The following is a 17242-nucleotide window of genomic DNA, read 5'->3' on the forward strand; positions in this document are numbered from 1 at the left end:
TCCGGCAGGAGGCAGGATAGGGGCTAAAGCCAGGCAAAAGGGGGATATGCACGCGCCATGACAAAGCAGCGCATCGCGATCATCGGCGGCGGACTGATGGGGCACGGCATCGCGCAGGCCTTCGCCGCCGCCGGACATCGCGTCGCGATCCAGGAACCCGATGCCGACCGCCGGGCGGCGATCCTCGGCCATATCCGCCGGAACCTTCAGCTCCTGGGAGAGGACAGCGCGGTCGCCGAGCTGATCCACCCGCAGGAAATGCTGGCGGACGCCGTCGCCGGCGCGGACATCGTGATCGAAGCGGTGCCGGAGGATCTGGCCCTCAAGCAGCGGGTCTTCGCGGCGGTCGAGGCGGCGGCTCCCGCCCACGCGCTTCTGGCCAGCAACACGTCGGTCATCCCGATCACCCGGATCATGGAGCCACTCGGCGACAAGAGCCGTGTCATGGGCACCCATTGGTGGAACCCGCCCCATCTGATCCCGCTGGTCGAGGTGGTCCAGACCCAGGACACAGATGATGCGGCGGTGGAGGCGATGATTGGCCTGCTGGCGTCCATCGGCAAGACGCCGGTGCATGTCCGCAAGGATGTTCCCGGCTTCATCGGCAACCGCCTGCAGCATGCGATGTGGCGCGAGGCGATCGCCCTGGTCGAGAGCGGCGTCTGCGATGCCGAAACGGTGGACACCGTGGTTAAGTCAAGCTTCGGCCGGCGGCTCGCCGTCTTGGGGCCGCTGGAGAACGCCGATCTCGTCGGCACCGACCTGACACTGGCGGTGCACGGGCATGTCCTGGCCGATCTCGACCGCAGCGCCGGCCCGCAGCAGCTCCTGCGCGATCTGGTCGCCTCCGGGCGGCTCGGCATGAAGGCGGGCGCCGGATTCCGGACCTGGACCGAGGCACAGCGGCAGGAGGTCGCCGACGGCCTTGCCGCCCACCTCCGCCGCCTGGATGGCGTCGACCACAGCTGACCGCCGGCGAGACCATTTCGCGACGCTCAAGTTTCAATCGTCCGCTGCCTCTCCGGCCGGACCAGAACAGGAGGGCCATGCATGGCCGCGACACGGAACAAAGTCATCATCAGCTGCGCGCTGACCGGATCGATCCACACGCCCACCATGTCGGACGCCCTGCCGGTCACGCCCGACGAGATCGTCGAGCAGGGCGTCGGCGCGGCAGAGGCCGGGGCGGCGATCCTGCATCTGCACGCCCGCGATCCCCGCACCGGCCAGCCGACGCCGGACCCGGCGGTGTTCATGCAGTTCCTGCCGCGGCTGAAGCAGTCCACCGATGCGGTGCTGAACATCACCACCGGCGGCTCGCTGAACATGACGGTGCAGGAACGGCTCGCCGCCCCGCTTCTGGCCAAGCCGGAGATGTGCTCGCTCAACATGGGATCGATGAACTTCGGCATCTTTCCCCTGGCTGACCGCTACAAGAACTGGAAGCACGACTGGGAGGAACCCTATCTGCGCAGCACCGACGACTTCATCTTCCGCAACACCTTCCGCGACATCGCCTATATCCTCGAACATCTGGGCGAGGGCTGCGGCACCCGCTTCGAGTTCGAGTGCTACGACGTCGGCCACCTGTACAACCTCGCGCATTTCCTCGATCGCGGACTGGTGAAGACGCCGCTGTTCATCCAGACGATCTTCGGCATCCTCGGCGGCATCGGTGCGGAGGAGCGCAATCTCGTCTTCATGCGGGAGACCGCCGACCGCCTGTTTGGCAAGGATTACCAATGGTCGGTGCTGGCCGCCGGCCGCCACCAGATCCCCTTCACGACCATGGCCGCGGTGATGGGCGGCAATGTCCGCGTCGGGCTGGAGGACAGCCTCTATCTCGCCAAGGGCCGGCTGGCACGGAACAGCGCCGAGCAGGTGGCGAAGATCCGCCGCATCCTGGAGGAACTGTCGCTGGAGGTCGCCACCCCCGCCGAGGCGCGCGCCATGCTCGACCTCAAGGGCGCCGATCAGGTGGCGTTCTGAGCCGCAGCTTTTCCTGACAAAGGACCGATAAATGCAGAACAGAATCGCCGTCGTCACCGGCTCCACCAGCGGCATCGGGCTGGCGACCGTGCGGGAACTGGCTGGCCGGGGGTGCCATGTGATGGTCAACGGCTTCGGCGACCGCGCCGAGATCGACCGGACCTGTGCCGCGATCGCGGAGCAAAGCGGAACCCGGATCGTCTATTCGGGCGCCGACCTCAGCCGCCCGGAGGAGGCCCGCGCCATGATGGCGGAGGCCGCGGAGCTGCTGGGACCGGTCGACATCCTGGTGAACAACGCCGGCATCCAGCACGTCGCCGCCTTGCACGAGTTCCCCGACGACAAGTGGGACCTGCTGCTGGCGGTCAACCTGAGCGCCGCGTTCCACACCATCAAGGCGGCGGTGCCGGCGATGCGCGAGCGGCGCTGGGGACGCATCGTCAACACCGCCTCCGTGCTGGGCATGGTGGGCGCCCCGCACAAGCCGGCCTATGTCGCCGCCAAGCACGGCATCATCGGCCTGACCAAATCCGTGTCGATCGAACTCGCCCCCCACGGCATCACCTGCAACGCGGTCTGCCCCGGCACCGTGCTGACCCCCATCATCGAAAAGCAGATCGCCCAGCAGGCGCAGGTCACCGGCCTGCCCGAGGATCAGGTCCTGAAGGCGGTGTTCCTGGAAAAGATGCCGACCGGCCGACTGATCGCCCCGGAAGAGGTCGCCGCCGCCATCGCCTTCCTCTGCTCCGACGCCGCCGCATCGATCACCGGGGCGGTCATTCCGGTGGACGGCGGCTATACCACCCATTGAGCCTTCGTCCCGGGAGTCTCCGGGCGGCGCCACCGTGAACGGCCGCCCCAAGCACCAAGAACTGTCAGAATTGGGAGTGAAACATGCGCAAGTTCCTTCTCGCCGGTGCCGCCGTCGCCACGCTGGCCGCCACCGGCACGGCGAATGCCCAGATGTCCGACAACGTCATCAAGATCGGCATGCTGTCGGACCGGTCCGGCATCTACGCCGACATCAACGGTGAAGGATCGGCCATCGCCGCAAGGATGGCGGCCGAGGAGTTCGGCAACGCCGTCAACGGCACGAAGATCGAGATCATCGTCGGCGACCACCAGAACAAGGCGGACATCGCCGCCAATCTGGCGCGGCAATGGATTGACACCGAAAAGGTCGATGTCGTCGCCGACGTGCCCAACTCCGCGGCCGCCTTGGCCGTCCAAGGGATCACACGGGACAAGAAGCGCCTCTTCCTGATGTCCGGCCCCGGCTCCACCGACCTGACGGGCAAGGAATGCAGCCCCTACGGCTTCCAGTGGACCTGGGACAACCATGCCGTGGCGTCGGCCACCGCCCGTGCGCTGGTCGAGCAGGGCCGCAAGAGTTGGTTCTTCATCACCGCCGACTATGCCTTCGGCCATTCGCTGGAAGCCGAGGCGGTCAACACGGTCAAGCAGCTCGGCGGTACGGTCAAGGGCAGCGTGCGCCATCCGCTGGGGGCGTCTGACTTCTCTTCCTACCTGCTGCAGGCACAGGCGTCGGGTGCGGATGTGGTGGCCTTCGCCAACGCCGGCGGCGATACCATCAACGGCGTCAAGCAGGCGGCCGAGTTCGGCATTCCCCAGGGCGGGCAGACGCTTGCCGGCCTGCTGCTGAACGTCAACGACATCCATGCGCTCGGGCTGGAGACCGCGCAGAGCCTGATGTTTGCCAACTCCTTCTACTGGGACATGACCGACGAGACCCGCGCCTGGTCGAAGAAGTTCGAGGAGCGCACCGGGCGCAAGCCGTCGATGAACCAGGCTGGCGTCTATTCGGCGGTCCGGCATTACCTGCAGGCGGTCAAGGAGGCCGGCACGGACGATACCGACAAGGTGGCGGCCAAGATGCGCAGCATGCCGATCACCGACATGATGATGAAGGACGCGAAGATCGCCGCCAACGGCCGGATCCTCAACGACATGTATCTGGCCCAGGTCAAGACGCCGGCCGAATCCAAATACGCCTGGGATTACTTCAAGATCGTCAAGACCGTGCCCGCCGCCCAGGCCTACATCGACCCGAAGGACAGCGGCTGTCCGCTCGTAAAATGAGGGGGAAAGGGGAGCGGACGCGCTCCCCTTCTGCTCTGCTCTGTCAGTGGAGCGTCGTGGCTGCCGGCTGAGGGGCGGTGCGGGAGGTTTCGCGCGAACGCCCGATCCCGAGCAGCTGGTAGAGGCCGAGCGCCGCGATGGTCGCAGTGCCGATGCCGCCGATGGAGAAGCCTCCGGCGGAAATGGTGAAGTTGCCGGCGCCGAGAACCAGCGTCACGCCGACGGTGATGAGGTTGCGCGGATCGGAGAAGTCGACGCGGTTGTCGACCCACAGGCGCACCATCGCCGCGGCGATCAGGCCGAAGACGACCGTCGCCAGCCCGCCCAGCACCGGCGCCGGAATGGTTCGCAGCAGGGCGCCGAACTTCGGCGAGAAGCCCAGGAAGATCGCGGCGACCGCGGCGACGACGAAGATGAGCGTGGAGAAGACGCGGGTGACCGCCATCACGCCCATGTTCTCGACATAGGTGGTGACGCCGGTGCCGCCGCCGCTGCCCGAGACGATGGTGGCGATGCCGTCGCCGATGAATCCGCGGCCGATGTAGCGGTCGAGGTTGCGCCCGGTCATGGCGCCGATGGCCTTGATGTGGCCGAGATTCTCGGCGACCAGGATGAAGGCGATGGGGGCGACGAGGGCCATGGCGCCGGCATCGAAGCTGGGCGTGCGGAACTCCGGCATGCCGAACCACGGGGCGGCGGCCAGTTCCGCGAAGCTGACCGGTGGCAGCATGCCGAACCCGTTGGCCAGCACGAGATAGCAGACATAGCCCGCCGCGATGCCGGCGAGGATCGAGAGCCGCCGGATGGCGAGCGGGGCATAGACCGCGATGAGGGCGGTGGCGACCAGCGTGAACAGGGCGACGAGGGTGTGCGGGCCCGTTCCCTCGATGCCCTTGACGGCAACCGGGGACAGGTTGAGGCCGATCGCCGCCCCCACCGCGCCGGTGACCGCCGGCGGCATCAGCCGCTCGATCCAGCCGGTGCTGGTGTAGGTCACGAGCAGGCCGATGAGGACATAGAGCACCCCGGCCGCGATGATGCCGCCCAGCGCCGGCCCGATGTTCGGGTTGGGACCCTGGCCGCTGTACCCCGTCACCGCGATCACCACGGCGATGAACGAGAAGGAGGAGCCGAGATAGCTCGGCACGCGCCCGGCGGTGAGCACGAGGAAGATCAGCGTGCCGATGCCGGAAAACAGCACCGCGAGGTTTGGATCAAACCCCATCAGCAACGGCCCGAGGATGGTCGAGCCGGACATGGCGACCAGATGCTGAATGCCGAGCGTCATCGTCGAGCCCCAGGGAAGGCGCTCGTCCGGCTGGACGACGGGGCCGGTCGCAAGCGGCCAACGCGGGAAGAAATCTGCCATGGAGGTTCTGTCCGAAGCTGTGTGGAAAGGCGCCCTTGCCGGGGAACTGTCAGGGCCATACCGAGCCAAGAAATTGACTATTTGATTAATTCTGGCAAGCAGGACGCCTTCCGTGGGAACGACGCCCGCTTTTTGGCGCCCGCGGCGCCGTTGCGCCACATCTTTATGCAAACCGCCGCGCTTGCGGGGGCGCTGACCATCGGATAGCGGCGAATGCGGAGACTGGAATGTGGAGCCCGGCCCGGCCGTGCGGCGGGCCGCTTAGGGGAACCGGCCCCAGGTTTCCTGGACGCCGCTCAACCCATGCGAGTTGGGGGAGAACCACAAGATGGTAACCGGTTCAGTCAAGAGTCAGCGGCTCCGGCATGGTGACGATGCCCGGTCCGGCAGCCCGGCGTCCCAATCGGCGTTCTTCCCTACCGTCGATGCCGAATTTCGACGTCGGCGGTCGGCTCACTCACTCTTTGGAATTCTCTTGCGGTTGCGCACCACCATCGTCGTCCCAATCGCGGAGTTGGGAGCCGCGCTCCCGCTGGCGTCGACGTTCGCCGGCAATCGTCACGATCACCGGAAGTACAGACGCGGTCTCTATGAACATTTTCCCGTGCAGGAAATGGATGGACGATGAGCGTTTGCTTGGATGGACGGCTTGCATGACGATATCTCCTCTGTGCCATACATGAGCTTAAAGCGTATCTATTGGAACTCCCTAGCCGTTAAGCGGCGCATAGCTTGCCGCGGGCTCATCCTGGTAAGTGGCTTCCCTTTTCCGCCGACTGAAGGACCCGATCCAGTTCTTCCGGGTCGATGAGCGCAGTCTGCGACATGGTCATTCCCCTGTCGGGCCCGCCATCGGACCGCGGCAGATGGAGCCAGGTCGCAGTACGCCTGTACACGGGGAAGGAGAGCGAGTCGACCAACTCCTCGTCGGTCTCCACGACGTAGCTTCCCGCCGGTTGGACTCCGTCGACGCCGTTCAAGGCAAAAGGATGCGTGAACGTCACGGTCCTGCTGGTCGTGCGGGTGAATGCCGAGGTCATCGAAGGGTACTCCTATGCGTGTCCGGTGGATGGCTTTCTGCTCTGCAAGGCTTGCGGCTTGAAGCGGTGGCTATCCGCCGAAGCCAGCGAACATCAATCCCGCAAGAAAACCGATCGACATGCCAAGTGTCAGATAAGCCGTGTTCTTCCATTTCGGCGCGGACAAAGCCCAGGCCGTACGCTCTGAATCCGTCCATTCCGCCAATGTCATGTGCTTGAGCGCCATGGCAACCTCCCTCAAAATCTTTAATACTGAATATGGCGATGAGATGTTTTATTACAATGATGATCATGAAATAATTGTAATAGAGTCAGCTCGGTATGTACTGATGAACAATTTCCTCGTCCGTGGCATAGTTCTGTGATTTCTTCCGAATCTGCCCGCGGACTGACATCTGGCCGCAGCCGCGCCGCTGCGATGCACGGCTCAGGAAGCCATGGAGCGGACCGCCTCGACCGATTGCCAAATGGTGAAAGCCCCGACCAGGATCACGGCGGCGGCGGACGTCAAGGACAAGGCCAGCAACACCCCATCCTCTTCGAGATAGGCGAGGGCGATCAGCATGATCGTCACGGCCGGAACGACGTTGCTCAATGGAATCGGCACGAAGAAGACGCTTGTCAGCGCGAGAACGACCAGCCCGACCACGCGCGTCGTCGCTTCGAACGGGGTCTTCCAGCGCGGGTGTATGACCGTCTCCATACGCCTCAACACCGGCACGGCACGGTCGACCAGACGGACCAGACGCCGTGTCGAAAAGCGCCGGGAAGCGATGATCCGGGGAAAGGCCGGACTCTCGCGCGCCAGGATCATCTAGATCGCCGGAATCGTCAGCAGTAGGCCGACGATCGGCGACGTTCCCGGAGCCAGCCCGATCAGCGCCAGCAGCATCAGAACGATGCCGAAGGACCGGGTGTGGAGTTTGTCCAGCAGCCAGCCGAACGTCACGCAGTCCGCCGGAGCCTCGGCCAGCAAGCCACGCAGAACCTCGGATGTCGGGGTATGCCGATTTATCGCCGGGTCCATGGTGGCATCGCTCCTGGTCTTTTCGGCAGCCGGCACCGGGCCGGTCATGCCGGAATGGACACTGCGACAGTCGTGCCCTTGTCGGACCTGACGGTCACGCCGCCGTCGATCTGCTCGGCCAGCAACTCCATCAAGGTCAGGCCGAGCGAACCGGAGCGCCGGTTCTCGGGCATTCCGACGCCGTCGTCGCCGATGGTCATGCACAGAAGGCTGCGCGAGGTGTGGCGGAACGAGACGGCGATGCGGCCGGAGCGTCCATCCGGGAAGGCGTATTTCAGCGCGTTGATCATCGCCTCGTTGGCGATCAGGGCCAGCGGGATGGCCTGGTCCGGCTTCAGAAACGCTTCGTCGGCGTCGATATCCAGGACGACCTGCAGGCCTTGTTCGGTCTCGAAGGATGCCAGCAGGTCACGGCACAGCATCCCTAGATATCCGCCGAATTCTATCTCCTGCAGCCCCTGCGCACGGTAGAGCTTCTCGTGAATCTCGGCCATGCGCTCCAGCCGCTCCACGGCGCTGCGCAGCGCATCCTGGACGGCCGGCTCCTGGTTCCGTTTGGCGTCCAGCTGGATGCGCAGGAAGGACGAGGCCATCTGCAAGGTGTTCTTGACCCGGTGGTTCACCTCGCGCATCAGGTCGTCCTTCTCGCGCAGCAGCATGTCCTTGTCGTGCAGCGTGTTGCGCAGCACCCGCTCCACGTCGACGCGCCGCTCCACCTCGACGGTGAGTTGGCGGTTTAGCTCGTCCAGACGGCCAGTGCGCAACGACACGCGGCGGTCCAGCTCCTCGTTGAGTTGCCGCAGTTCATCTTCCGCCGCCTTGCGCGCGGTGATGTCGACAAAGGACACGAAGTGGTGGCGGATGCGGTCTTCCTCGAAGACGGGAGCGACATGCTGGAGCACCCACAGCGGAGTTCCATCCTTCTGGTAGAGCTGCACCTGGCGCACGATGGCCTCCCCGGCGCGCAGGGCCAGATCGATGGCGCGCGCTACTTCCGGGTCGGTGTCGGAGCCGGACAGGAGGTGATAGCTCCTGCCCAGCACCTCCTCCCGCGCGTAGCCGCCGAGTTTGATGAACGCGGCATTGACGAAAACGATCGGCACATCCGGCAGGGTCGGATCGGCGATCAGCATCGGCATCAGAGTCGATTCCGCGGCGACCACGAAGGGACCGCCACGCGCCTCCTCCTCCCTGACCATCTTCTCTGCGTCCTTCTGGTCGCGGGAATTAGCGGGCATGCAACGCTCCCTGGTCCAATCGTTTCTGCTGAAAGGATATAGCTGCACGGCGCAGCGTTCTCAGACGAAATAGGTACAGAGTCCCTTCCTGAGGCCAATCCCTCAGGCGGTCAAATATTTCAATCGATGCGCCTTTGATTTTCTCTGGGCTTCCTGCATACATAGAAGCTCATCATAAAAACAATCAAAGGAGCACCTTCTTTTTATTTTGCAATTTATCGCGCAGTTTTTCAATTTTTATTTCTAAAGACATTGAATTTTTGCATCGCAGCATAATATAGGCTTTAGTCATTCAGGTCGAGCGCAGCGCTCCCGGACACCCAACCCAAACAGATATGGAATTGATATGGACGACGGCACACACACCGCCCCCACGACCCGCCCGACCATTCGCAGCGCAAGCCATGAAAACCCGGCGGGCAACGATGCGCCGAAGGGCGCCACCATTCGAAGCGCCAGTGAAGAACATGCGCCGAAAGCCGGCCGTGGCGTCGGCCAGCAGCCGAGGCCCTGGCCGCCGAAGCTGCACGGAACCTCTGGCAACCAGGGCTTCCCGGAAACCATCCAGGCCGCCGGCCAGAGATTCGACCGCGCACTCAACCAGGGCCTCGATGACCGGGGCGGTCGGGCGATGGCCCTCGGCAACGCCATGATGACGGGCTATGGAACGGCCTTTTCGGAAGCGGTCTCCTTCATGAACAAGGCCGTCGAGCGCCAGAACGAGATGATGGGCAGCATGCTCCAGGCTCGTGGCCCGCAGGACATCGTTATGGCGGGGAACCGCTACCTGCTCGGCGGGTGGCAGGCCTTCTTCGAGGTGAATGTCCGCGCCGTCCAGGCTGCGTCCCGTCTGACCCAGGACGCCAGGCAAAACCCCGACGCCTGACGCCGCCCCAGAAGCCGCAGCCCCAGGAACCGCAGGAGGACCTCCGTTGACCAGTTCGGAAAACGGGCCGCAGACGCTTCTCGCCGTCGAAGAGCAGGTGGGCGTCGCCAAGCGCCGGCAGGTCACCGGGACAGTCCGCGCCCGCACCCTCAGCCACGAGCGGGAACAGCCGGTCGAAGCCGACCTGTCGGTGGAAACGCTGGAGGTCGAGCGGGTGCCCATCGGACGCTTCGTCGATGGTCCGATCCCCGATCGCCAGGATGGCGACACCACCGTCATCTCGGTGATCGAGGAGGTGGCGATCGTGGAGGTCCGCCTGAAGCTGGTGGAAGAGGTCCGGATCACCCGCCGCACCGAAAGCCGCAAGATGACCGGCGAGGTCACGCTGCGCCGTCAGGACGTTGTGATCGACCAGGATCCGGCGCCGGACGACCCCGCGGCCTGACCGATCCAGACCGCTTCAAAAATCCCAAACATTCGAAATCCCACTGGAGAACACCATGAGCACGATCGTCGTTGGACTTTACAAGGAAACCGGTTCCGCCAAGAAGGCCTTCCAGGCCCTGATCGCGGCGGGCTGCCAGGAAACGGACATCGAAACCTTCGGCGGCGCCGACAGCGCCGACAAGGCCGCCCAGGGCCTGCTGGGGCACGGCTTCGAGAAGGAACTGGCCGAACAGTATGGCGCTGCCGTCCGCCAGGGTCATACCCTGGTCGCGGCCGACATCGCCGACGATGACGCCGACGCGGCGGAGGCGATCCTCGACGAGAACGGCGCCATCGACCTGCCCGAGGCTTCCGCAGCGCAGAAGGCGGATGGCAAGAAGGCGGGCCCCGGCGGCACCGTCGAGCAGCAGACCCTCCAGTCGGTGAAGGAGGAGGTCGGGATCGGCAAGCGCCGGGTTTCCAAAGGTGGAATGAAGCTCACCTCGGAGGTCACCGAGACGCCGGTCCGGGACACCGTCACGCTGCGTGACGAGACGGTGGATGTGGAACACCGCAAGGTTGACCGCGCCCTGAGCCCCGACGAGGAGAAGGCCGCCTTCGGCGAGAAGACGGTCGAATTGACGGCGACCTCCGAAACGCCGGAGATCACCAAGGAAGCTCGCGTCGTCGAAGAGGTCGTGCTGTCCAAGACCGCTTCCGAACGGGAGCAGGCCGTTGAGGCAACCGCCCGCCGCACCGACGTCAAGGTGGAGCCTGTCGGCGGCAAATCCGGCGACAAGCGCTGAGCGCAAGCGCGCATAACCATGAAGGGGCGGCGATCCGGCCGCCTCCCGCCGCAGCAGACTTGAGCTGTGGCGGAATGAATGGAGACGGCGGTGGAGACTTCACGGAGTTTCCAGCGTCATTTTTTTTTGGCATTGAACGAATAGACGCGCGCGATCTGTTGGCATAAAGCCGTCGAGAGCCGGCGCTCTTGCATAGTGTCCATTGCAAACTGTCTTGTGGATCACCAATTTAATTCTGCTGAAGCCACCCCAGGCTTGCTCTTTTTTGCTGTGGGCCGAAGATCCGGGGCCCTTCCTGGTGTGACTCGATCCGGACGGCATAGCCGCCGCCAATGCCGACACAACCGGCCCACATCGGAGACCACCCCATGGATGCCCGCACAAGGCTTGCCTTCTTCATTTTGAAAACCCGCGTCGGCTGGATCGTCCGTGTGGACGGGTTCGTCTATCCGCCCTGCGCCACTCAGGCCGATGCTCTCGCCAAAGCCATTCGCGAAGCACAGGCGGCGGAACGGCTCGGGTTTGCCAGCGTCGTGCTGGCGCAATCGGCGGCAGGGGAGCGCTGCCATGTCCGCTGGTGCTGTGCGGCAATCGGCGGAGCGGCCGGCGGAGCGTCGCAGGCGATTGCCGGCTCACCGCGTCCGGTTCCAGCCATGGCGGACCTCCTGACGCCCGCATCCGCACCGGCCACATGCATTCCGGAGGAACGCCCATGACCCCCCTGTTCCAGTCCATCGATGGGCGATGCCCCCATGGCGCCGACGTGCTGCGCGAACAGCTGCGCTGGACGAATGCCGAGCGCCGTTGGCATCCGGCGTTCCACGGCACGCCATCCGACCTTCTTCCCCCCGCTTTTTCGCCGCCGGGACAAGCCAGCCTAATGCGAGGGGCCGTGCTGACCCGTCTCACCATGGCCTGCGGCGTGGCCGGCGCAACCGCCCGCAAGGAACTGTGACCTCATGAGCCTCTCAGCCCATTACATCGTGTCGTGCCGGACGGACGGCTGGTTCATCGGGCTGGAGGGGGAGCGCTACGGCCCCTTCCCCAACGGACAGGTCGGCGCCCTGATCGCCGCGGTGCAGGCCGCCAACCATGCCGGAAAGGACGGCCATGACGCCCGCGTTCTGCTGCGTACGGCGAAGGGCGTCACCGCGATCGTCTGGGTCTTCGGCACCGACAGCTACCCGTCGCCCTGGGTGGAGGATCTGCATCGGATCGCACTGCTGCCGCGCCGCGAACGCGCCCGCGCACCAGTGCCGCCACCGCCCTTCAGAGGCCTGGACGTCATGACTCCGGACGCCGCCATGGCAGGCCTCGCGTAAACCTGTACCGATCGTGCCCGGAAGGGCCTCCGGCGCGCCGACAACGGCCGGGCGAACAGATCAGGCGACCACCTCGTCCGTCCAGATTTGGAATCCCGTCAGAGTGTTGGGGCCGAAGGTGTGGGTAAGCGGCACGTCGGCCGCGTCGCGTCCCTGCGCGATCAGGATTCGTCCGATCCGGGGGGCGTTGTTCCGTGGGTCGAAGACATGCCAGCGGCCACCGAGATACACCTCCATCCAGGCCGCGAAATCCATCGGCGCATAGGGCGGCGGCTGGCCGATGTCGCTGATGTAGCCGGTGCAGTAGCGCGCGGGAATGTTCATGGCGCGGCAAAAGGCGATGGCGAGATGAGCGTAGTCACGGCAGACACCGCGCTTCTCGGCATAGGTCTGGGCCGCGGTCCGCGTCGGGCGCGAATGTTCGTAGCCGAAGGTCACATGGCCGTGGACGAAATCGCAGATCGCCTGGACCCGCGCCCAGCCCGGCGCGGTGCCCGAGAACAGCCGCCACGCCTCGTCCGACAGGACGTCCGTCTCGCAATAGCGGCTGCCCAGCAGGAACAGCAGGGTGTCGGCAGGCAGTTCGTCCACACGGTGCTGTACGGCGCCGGGCTCGGCCGGGTCGGGGATGCCGCTGTCCCGGATGATGCTGTCGGCGCTGATGGTGACAGGCCCGGCGGGCGCGACCAGCCGGCTGCACCAGTTGCCGAAACTGTCGCGGTAGCCCTGGATCGGCGCCGGTACGCTGGTGACGATGTGATCGGGCTGCTCCAGGTCCCCGACGCGCGAGTAATGCACGTTCAGCATCACGATCATCGGCGTGGGAGCGGGAAAGCTGAAGGTCAGCTGGTAACCCAGTCGGATTCGCATGAAGACTTTCCTTTGAAAAAGCGTAGTGGTGCCGGCCGGTGGCTCAAAGGGAACGGGGAGAAAAATTCCTCATTGTAGCCGGTCATGGCGATGATCGGCAGATCGGCACGCGACCGCACCCCCTCGCCGCCGCCTGACCGGAGGCGAAGCGGGCGAGCGTCCCGGCGTCGAGTCGCCGGTCGTGAAGCGCGCTGGCCACCAGCACGGCATCGGTTCCGTGAGCGGTCAGCGCGTCCAGATCCGCCGCGTCGCGCACGCCGCCGGCCCCCCATACCCGGACCCCCGGGCGTCGGGCCGCCAGCGTGGCGATGCGGTCCAGGTCCGGCCCCTCGCCCGAACCGACCCGGTCCAGCGTCATGGCGATCACCCGTTTGGGCCAGCGGGCGGGCTCCTCATGCAATGCCACCGGCCCCAGCGGGTCCCCCCGCCGGACATCCAGCGACAGCGCGACCCGGTCGTCTCCGGCGAGCGCCAGTGCCGCTTCCAGAGTCGCGCCGTCCGCCTGGCTTTCGCTGCCGATCACCAGATTGCGGATCCCGGCACCGAGCCAGCGGCGGCAATCGTCCGGCGTCGCCAGACCGGCATCGACCCAGAACGCCACCTCCGGCCAGCGGGCCTGCAGCGCCCCGACGGTGGAGCGATGGTCGCCGGTTCCCCTGATCGCGTCGAGGTCGGCGACATAGCAGGCGCGGAAGGGATGCAGCGCCAGCAGTGCGGCCACGATATCCTGGGGTGCCGATCCTGCGGTCAGCGCGCTTTCGATGGGGCGGTAGCGGTCGCGCTCCCCCCGCTTGGCATGAACCACCTGCTCGCCCAGCAGGTCGATGACGGGAACGATGTCCATGGAGAACAGCCTTCGTCGGGTTCTGGTCTGCGAGTATGTCACCGGCGGCGCGCAGTGCAACGGGCCGCTTCCGACGGAGCTGATGGCGGACGCCAACGCGATGGTCGCGGCGCTGATCGGCGATCTGATCGCTCTGGATGGAATACACGTCACGCTGTGTTGGGATAGTCGCCTTGTTGCCCCCTCATTCCTGACCGGCCGTGTCGTCCTGTTCCCGGTTGAGCCGGGCGACGACGCGGAGGCGCGCTGGCGCGCGGCGGCCGCCCTGTGCGACGTGGTCTGGCCGATCGCGCCGGAAAGCGACGGGCTGTCGGGTCACGTCGCCGCTCTGTTCCGCAGCACCGGCCGGCCGGTGGTCGCCTGCGCCCCCGACGCCATCGCGCTCGCGTCGTCGAAGACGGCGACGGCGGCACGGCTGGCCGCCCACGGAATCGCGGCCATTCCCACCGTTCCCTTCGGCGTCCCCGCGCCGCCCGCCGCCCGCCATGTGGTGAAGCCGGACGACGGCGCCGGCTGCCTCGATACCTTCGTCGTCGACGACATCGCCGCCTGGACGCCGCCGCACGCCGGCCGCTGGATCGTCCAGCCGCTGGTTGATGGCGAGGCGTGCAGCCTGTCCATGCTGGTCGACGCTGCAGGCGGGGTGCGGCTGCTCGGCTGCAACCGACAGAAGGTGGAGCGTGGGGATGGGAGCTTCTCCTTCCATGGCGTGGAGGTCGGGGCGATGGAGCACCGGCGTGCCGCCTGGGAGCCACTGGCCCACGCCATCGCCGCCGCGATCCCGGGGCTGCGCGGCTATGTCGCCGTCGACCTCATCGACCGCCCCGACGGTCCGGTGGTGGTGGAGGTGAACCCGCGCCTGTCCGTCGGCTATGCCGGCCTGTCGCGCGTGCTGGGCTGGAACCCGGCTCGCGATATCCTGGCTCTGTTCCACTCCACATGATGATACGGCCGTTTTTGACGTCTCAACCCTTGCGGAAGACGGACGGGGTCATGCCGCGGCGCTCCTTGAAGGCGCGGACGAAGTGCGAGGAATCGCAGAAGCCGACGGCGGCGGCGATCTCCGTCACCGACTGTTCGGTGTTGCGCAGCAGGAATTCGGCATGCTCCAGCCGCATGATCCGGTAGGCCTCGGTCGGCGTCATGCCCAGCGCGCTTTGGAAATGCCGCTCCATCCGGCGCCGGGCGGTCCCCAGCCGGCGCGCCATCTCCGCCACCGACAAGGGCACGTCGATGGTCTGCTGCATCAGCAGCAGCGCCTTCCGCACCACCTCGTCGTTGGCGGAGAAGTCGAGCGGGATGCCCGGCTGCGGCTTCTCCCCGCGTAGCGCATCGTCGATGATCATGATGTGCAGGCTTTTGCGCGCCTGGGCGCGGCCGACATGCTTTTCCACGAGATAGGCCGCGAGATGGGCCGAGCTGGTCCCGCCCGAGCAGGTCAGCCGGTCGCGGTCGACGATGAAGAGCTGGTCGGACACCGGCATGATGCCGTCGAACTGCTCCAGGAAATCGGCATGGTGGAACCAGCTGATGCAGCAGCGGTATCCGTCCATCAGCCCGGCCCGTTGCAGGATGAAGGCGCCGGTACAGACGCCGACCAGCGGGATCTTCGATGCCGCCGCCTGCCGCAGGTAGCGGATGTAGTCGGGGCTGAGGTTGGAGATTTCGTCGATCAGCCCGCCGACCACCACGATGTAGTCGAACTTGGCCGGGTCGCCCAGCCGCTCGGTCGGCTGGACCAGCATGCCGCAGCTGGACGCCACCGGCCCCATCCGGTCCGACAGCACCGCCCAGTCGCACAGGATCGGCCGGCTGCGGTCGCCCTCGTCGGCGGCGAGCCGCAGCACGTCGACGAAGTTGGCGAAGGCGCACAGCGTGAAGCGATGGGCGAGGATGAAGCCGACGGACAGGCGCGGTGCCACGGGGCGGCCGGCCCTGATGCTGTTCGTCATGTGTCCTCCGGCGGTCGCACCGTCGCACTGGTGACATTAAACTGACGTATCCATTCTGTCCAACAAAGGGGCGCGTCCCGATACTGTCAGCACATTGAACTTCGCGGTGCTGCCATGACCCGCTTCTCATTTTTCTCGCTGCTGACCAACGCGCTGACCGGCAACAGGAACTGGCAGCCTCAATGGCCCGATGCGGAACCGAAATCCGAATATGACGTCGTGATCGTCGGCGCGGGCGGGCATGGCCTGGGGGCGGCCTATTATCTTGCCAAGGAACACGGCATCACCAACGTCGCGGTGGTGGAGAAGGGATGGCTCGGCGGCGGAAACACCGGCCGCAACACCACCATCATCCGCTCCAACTACCTCTATGACGAAAGTGCCCGTCTGTACGAGCATGCGGTGAAGCTGTGGGAAGGGCTGAGCCGGGAGTTGAACTACAACGTCATGTTCTCGCAGCGCGGCGTGATGATGCTGGCCCACACGGTCCATGACGTCCAGAGCTTCAAGCGCCACATCCATTCCAACCGCCTGAACGGCATCGACAACGAGTGGTTGACGCCGGAGCAGGCTAAGGACTACTGCCCGCCGCTGAACATCGCCGCCAATGCTCGCTATCCGGTGATGGGCGCCGCGTTGCAGAGGCGCGGCGGCACCGCCCGCCACGATGCGGTGGCCTGGGGCTATGCGCGGGCCGCCTCGGCGCGCGGGGTCGACATCATCCAGAACTGCCCGGTGACCGCGATCCGCCGCGACGCCTCCGGCCGCGTCACCGGCGTGGAGACGGCGCGCGGCTTCATCAAGGCCAAGAAGGTCGCGGTGTCGGCCGCCGGCAGCACCTCGGTGGTGATGGACACCGCCGGCGTCCGGCTGCCGCTGGAAAGCTATCCGTTGCAGGCGCTGGTGTCGGAGCCGGTGAAGCCGGCCATCCCCTGCGTGGTGATGTCCAACACGGTGCATGCCTATATCAGCCAGTCTGACAAGGGTGAACTGGTCATCGGGTCGGGCACCGACCAGTACACCTCCTACAGCCAGCGCGGCGGGCTGCTGCTGATCGAGCACACCGTCGCCGCCATCTGCGAGGTCTTCCCGATCTTCAACCGCATGCGCATGCTGCGCAAATGGGGCGGCATCGTCGACGTCACGCCCGACCGCTCGCCGATCATCGGCAAGACGCCGGTGCCGGGTCTGTACGTCAATTGCGGCTGGGGCACCGGCGGTTTCAAGGCGACGCCGGGGTCGGCCAACGTCTTCGCCCACACCATCGCCCGCGACGAGCCGCACCCGATCAACGCGCCCTTCACGCTGGAACGCTTCAAGACCGGCCGGCTGATCGACGAGGCCGCCGCCGCCGCCGTCGCGCATTGAGGAGA

The 17242-nt window shown here is 65.8% G+C and carries 20 protein-coding genes and 1 pseudogene; 12 read left to right on the forward strand and 9 right to left on the reverse strand.

What is annotated here, in order from left to right; translation table 11 throughout:
- Positions 1 to 57: 57 nt before the first annotated feature.
- The 4 genes from FZ983_RS24985 (at position 58) to FZ983_RS25000 (ending at position 4089) form a co-directional block, all read left to right on the forward strand.
- Positions 58 to 969: a 3-hydroxyacyl-CoA dehydrogenase NAD-binding domain-containing protein gene (locus FZ983_RS24985; RefSeq protein ID WP_149226479.1), complete on the forward strand. Its 912-nt coding sequence runs from the start codon at positions 58 to 60 to the stop codon at positions 967 to 969.
- 81 nt (positions 970 to 1050) lie between these two features.
- Positions 1051 to 1989, forward strand: a complete 939-nt coding sequence (locus tag FZ983_RS24990; RefSeq protein ID WP_149226481.1) for a 3-keto-5-aminohexanoate cleavage protein — start codon at positions 1051 to 1053, stop codon at positions 1987 to 1989.
- A gap of 31 nt (positions 1990 to 2020) precedes the next feature.
- Positions 2021 to 2800: a 3-hydroxybutyrate dehydrogenase gene (locus tag FZ983_RS24995; protein WP_149226483.1), complete on the forward strand. Its 780-nt coding sequence runs from the start codon at positions 2021 to 2023 to the stop codon at positions 2798 to 2800.
- Between the two features lie 83 nt (positions 2801 to 2883).
- Positions 2884 to 4089 carry an ABC transporter substrate-binding protein gene (locus FZ983_RS25000; protein WP_149226485.1) on the forward strand — a complete coding sequence of 402 codons (1206 nt, stop codon included), beginning with the start codon at positions 2884 to 2886 and terminating at the stop codon, positions 4087 to 4089.
- A 43-nt stretch (positions 4090 to 4132) separates the two neighbouring features.
- Here the strand turns inward: FZ983_RS25000 and FZ983_RS25005 are convergent, their stop codons facing one another.
- From FZ983_RS25005 to FZ983_RS25025, 6 genes and pseudogenes are all read right to left on the reverse strand, one after another.
- A complete protein-coding gene (locus FZ983_RS25005) occupies positions 4133 to 5458 on the reverse strand; it encodes a solute carrier family 23 protein (protein WP_149226487.1) in 1326 nt (441 codons plus the stop codon).
- Between the two features lie 457 nt (positions 5459 to 5915).
- The gene (locus FZ983_RS25010) at positions 5916 to 6113 is read right to left on the reverse strand and encodes a hypothetical protein (protein WP_149226489.1); all 198 of its coding nucleotides are present in this window, start codon (positions 6111 to 6113) and stop codon (positions 5916 to 5918) included.
- Positions 6114 to 6201: 88 nt separating this feature from the next.
- Positions 6202 to 6498 (reverse strand): hypothetical protein, encoded by a 297-nt coding sequence (locus tag FZ983_RS25015; RefSeq protein WP_149226491.1) that lies wholly within the window; start codon positions 6496 to 6498, stop codon positions 6202 to 6204.
- A 70-nt stretch (positions 6499 to 6568) separates the two neighbouring features.
- Positions 6569 to 6724 (reverse strand): hypothetical protein, encoded by a 156-nt coding sequence (locus FZ983_RS34295; protein ID WP_188092502.1) that lies wholly within the window; start codon positions 6722 to 6724, stop codon positions 6569 to 6571.
- Between the two features lie 201 nt (positions 6725 to 6925).
- A pseudogene (locus FZ983_RS25020) lies at positions 6926 to 7573 on the reverse strand (exopolysaccharide biosynthesis protein).
- Positions 7570 to 8763 carry a histidine kinase dimerization/phosphoacceptor domain -containing protein gene (locus FZ983_RS25025; protein ID WP_247883966.1) on the reverse strand — a complete coding sequence of 398 codons (1194 nt, stop codon included), beginning with the start codon at positions 8761 to 8763 and terminating at the stop codon, positions 7570 to 7572. The pseudogene FZ983_RS25020 and the gene FZ983_RS25025 overlap by 4 nt, the downstream one beginning before the upstream one ends.
- Before the next feature lie 346 nt (positions 8764 to 9109).
- Here FZ983_RS25025 and FZ983_RS25030 point away from each other — a divergent pair, with 346 nt between their 5' ends.
- The 6 genes from FZ983_RS25030 to FZ983_RS25055 all read left to right on the forward strand — a co-directional run bounded on the left by FZ983_RS25030 (position 9110) and on the right by FZ983_RS25055 (position 12203).
- On the forward strand, positions 9110 to 9649 hold the full coding sequence (locus tag FZ983_RS25030) for a hypothetical protein (RefSeq protein WP_149226493.1): 540 nt from the start codon (positions 9110 to 9112) through the stop codon (positions 9647 to 9649).
- Between the two features lie 46 nt (positions 9650 to 9695).
- A complete protein-coding gene (locus FZ983_RS25035; RefSeq protein WP_149226495.1) occupies positions 9696 to 10094 on the forward strand; it encodes a YsnF/AvaK domain-containing protein in 399 nt (132 codons plus the stop codon).
- A 55-nt stretch (positions 10095 to 10149) separates the two neighbouring features.
- The gene (locus tag FZ983_RS25040) at positions 10150 to 10881 is read left to right on the forward strand and encodes a YsnF/AvaK domain-containing protein (RefSeq protein ID WP_149226497.1); all 732 of its coding nucleotides are present in this window, start codon (positions 10150 to 10152) and stop codon (positions 10879 to 10881) included.
- 368 nt (positions 10882 to 11249) lie between these two features.
- Entirely contained in the window at positions 11250 to 11597 is a 348-nt protein-coding gene (locus FZ983_RS25045) for a hypothetical protein (protein ID WP_149226499.1), read from the forward strand.
- Positions 11594 to 11836, forward strand: coding sequence for a hypothetical protein (locus FZ983_RS25050; protein WP_149226501.1), 243 nt, complete (start codon positions 11594 to 11596; stop codon positions 11834 to 11836). The genes FZ983_RS25045 and FZ983_RS25050 overlap by 4 nt, the downstream gene beginning before the upstream one ends.
- A gap of 4 nt (positions 11837 to 11840) precedes the next feature.
- Positions 11841 to 12203 (forward strand): hypothetical protein, encoded by a 363-nt coding sequence (locus FZ983_RS25055; protein WP_149226503.1) that lies wholly within the window; start codon positions 11841 to 11843, stop codon positions 12201 to 12203.
- Between the two features lie 60 nt (positions 12204 to 12263).
- Here the strand turns inward: FZ983_RS25055 and FZ983_RS25060 are convergent, their stop codons facing one another.
- Together FZ983_RS25060 and FZ983_RS25065 are read right to left on the reverse strand one after the other, a co-directional pair.
- The gene (locus FZ983_RS25060; protein ID WP_149226505.1) at positions 12264 to 13073 is read right to left on the reverse strand and encodes a transglutaminase family protein; all 810 of its coding nucleotides are present in this window, start codon (positions 13071 to 13073) and stop codon (positions 12264 to 12266) included.
- An 82-nt stretch (positions 13074 to 13155) separates the two neighbouring features.
- Positions 13156 to 13917 (reverse strand): HisA/HisF-related TIM barrel protein, encoded by a 762-nt coding sequence (locus tag FZ983_RS25065; protein ID WP_149226507.1) that lies wholly within the window; start codon positions 13915 to 13917, stop codon positions 13156 to 13158.
- Here FZ983_RS25065 and FZ983_RS25070 point away from each other — a divergent pair.
- Positions 13916 to 14860 carry an ATP-grasp domain-containing protein gene (locus tag FZ983_RS25070; protein ID WP_149226509.1) on the forward strand — a complete coding sequence of 315 codons (945 nt, stop codon included), beginning with the start codon at positions 13916 to 13918 and terminating at the stop codon, positions 14858 to 14860. The genes FZ983_RS25065 and FZ983_RS25070 overlap by 2 nt on opposite strands.
- 22 nt (positions 14861 to 14882) lie before the next feature.
- Here FZ983_RS25070 and FZ983_RS25075 read toward each other — a convergent pair whose 3' ends face one another.
- Entirely contained in the window at positions 14883 to 15869 is a 987-nt protein-coding gene (locus tag FZ983_RS25075) for a GlxA family transcriptional regulator (protein ID WP_149226517.1), read from the reverse strand.
- Between the two features lie 114 nt (positions 15870 to 15983).
- Between FZ983_RS25075 and FZ983_RS25080 the strand changes: the two genes are divergently transcribed.
- Positions 15984 to 17237, forward strand: coding sequence for a sarcosine oxidase subunit beta family protein (locus tag FZ983_RS25080; protein WP_149226519.1), 1254 nt, complete (start codon positions 15984 to 15986; stop codon positions 17235 to 17237).
- The last annotated feature ends 5 nt before the right edge of the window (positions 17238 to 17242 follow it).

The sequence above is a fragment of the Azospirillum sp. B21 genome, assembly GCF_008364825.1.
Lineage (GTDB): Bacteria > Pseudomonadota > Alphaproteobacteria > Azospirillales > Azospirillaceae > Azospirillum.

Bases quoted from the DNA above. Each gene is read 5' to 3' on its own strand.
- FZ983_RS24985 (WP_149226479.1), top strand. From the start codon at position 58: ATGACAAAGCAGCGCATCGCGATCATCGGCGGCGGACTGATGGGGCAC.
- FZ983_RS24990 (WP_149226481.1), top strand. From the start codon at position 1,051: ATGGCCGCGACACGGAACAAAGTCATCATCAGCTGCGCGCTGACCGGA.
- FZ983_RS24995 (WP_149226483.1), top strand. From the start codon at position 2,021: ATGCAGAACAGAATCGCCGTCGTCACCGGCTCCACCAGCGGCATCGGG.
- FZ983_RS25000 (WP_149226485.1), top strand. From the start codon at position 2,884: ATGCGCAAGTTCCTTCTCGCCGGTGCCGCCGTCGCCACGCTGGCCGCC.
- FZ983_RS25005 (WP_149226487.1), bottom strand. From the start codon at position 5,458: ATGGCAGATTTCTTCCCGCGTTGGCCGCTTGCGACCGGCCCCGTCGTC.
- FZ983_RS25010 (WP_149226489.1), bottom strand. From the start codon at position 6,113: ATGCAAGCCGTCCATCCAAGCAAACGCTCATCGTCCATCCATTTCCTG.
- FZ983_RS25015 (WP_149226491.1), bottom strand. From the start codon at position 6,498: ATGACCTCGGCATTCACCCGCACGACCAGCAGGACCGTGACGTTCACG.
- FZ983_RS34295 (WP_188092502.1), bottom strand. From the start codon at position 6,724: ATGGCGCTCAAGCACATGACATTGGCGGAATGGACGGATTCAGAGCGT.
- FZ983_RS25025 (WP_247883966.1), bottom strand. From the start codon at position 8,763: ATGCCCGCTAATTCCCGCGACCAGAAGGACGCAGAGAAGATGGTCAGG.
- FZ983_RS25030 (WP_149226493.1), top strand. From the start codon at position 9,110: ATGGACGACGGCACACACACCGCCCCCACGACCCGCCCGACCATTCGC.
- FZ983_RS25040 (WP_149226497.1), top strand. From the start codon at position 10,150: ATGAGCACGATCGTCGTTGGACTTTACAAGGAAACCGGTTCCGCCAAG.
- FZ983_RS25045 (WP_149226499.1), top strand. From the start codon at position 11,250: ATGGATGCCCGCACAAGGCTTGCCTTCTTCATTTTGAAAACCCGCGTC.
- FZ983_RS25050 (WP_149226501.1), top strand. From the start codon at position 11,594: ATGACCCCCCTGTTCCAGTCCATCGATGGGCGATGCCCCCATGGCGCC.
- FZ983_RS25055 (WP_149226503.1), top strand. From the start codon at position 11,841: ATGAGCCTCTCAGCCCATTACATCGTGTCGTGCCGGACGGACGGCTGG.
- FZ983_RS25060 (WP_149226505.1), bottom strand. From the start codon at position 13,073: ATGCGAATCCGACTGGGTTACCAGCTGACCTTCAGCTTTCCCGCTCCC.
- FZ983_RS25070 (WP_149226509.1), top strand. From the start codon at position 13,916: ATGGAGAACAGCCTTCGTCGGGTTCTGGTCTGCGAGTATGTCACCGGC.
- FZ983_RS25065 (WP_149226507.1), bottom strand. From the start codon at position 13,917: ATGGACATCGTTCCCGTCATCGACCTGCTGGGCGAGCAGGTGGTTCAT.
- FZ983_RS25075 (WP_149226517.1), bottom strand. From the start codon at position 15,869: ATGACGAACAGCATCAGGGCCGGCCGCCCCGTGGCACCGCGCCTGTCC.
- FZ983_RS25080 (WP_149226519.1), top strand. From the start codon at position 15,984: ATGACCCGCTTCTCATTTTTCTCGCTGCTGACCAACGCGCTGACCGGC.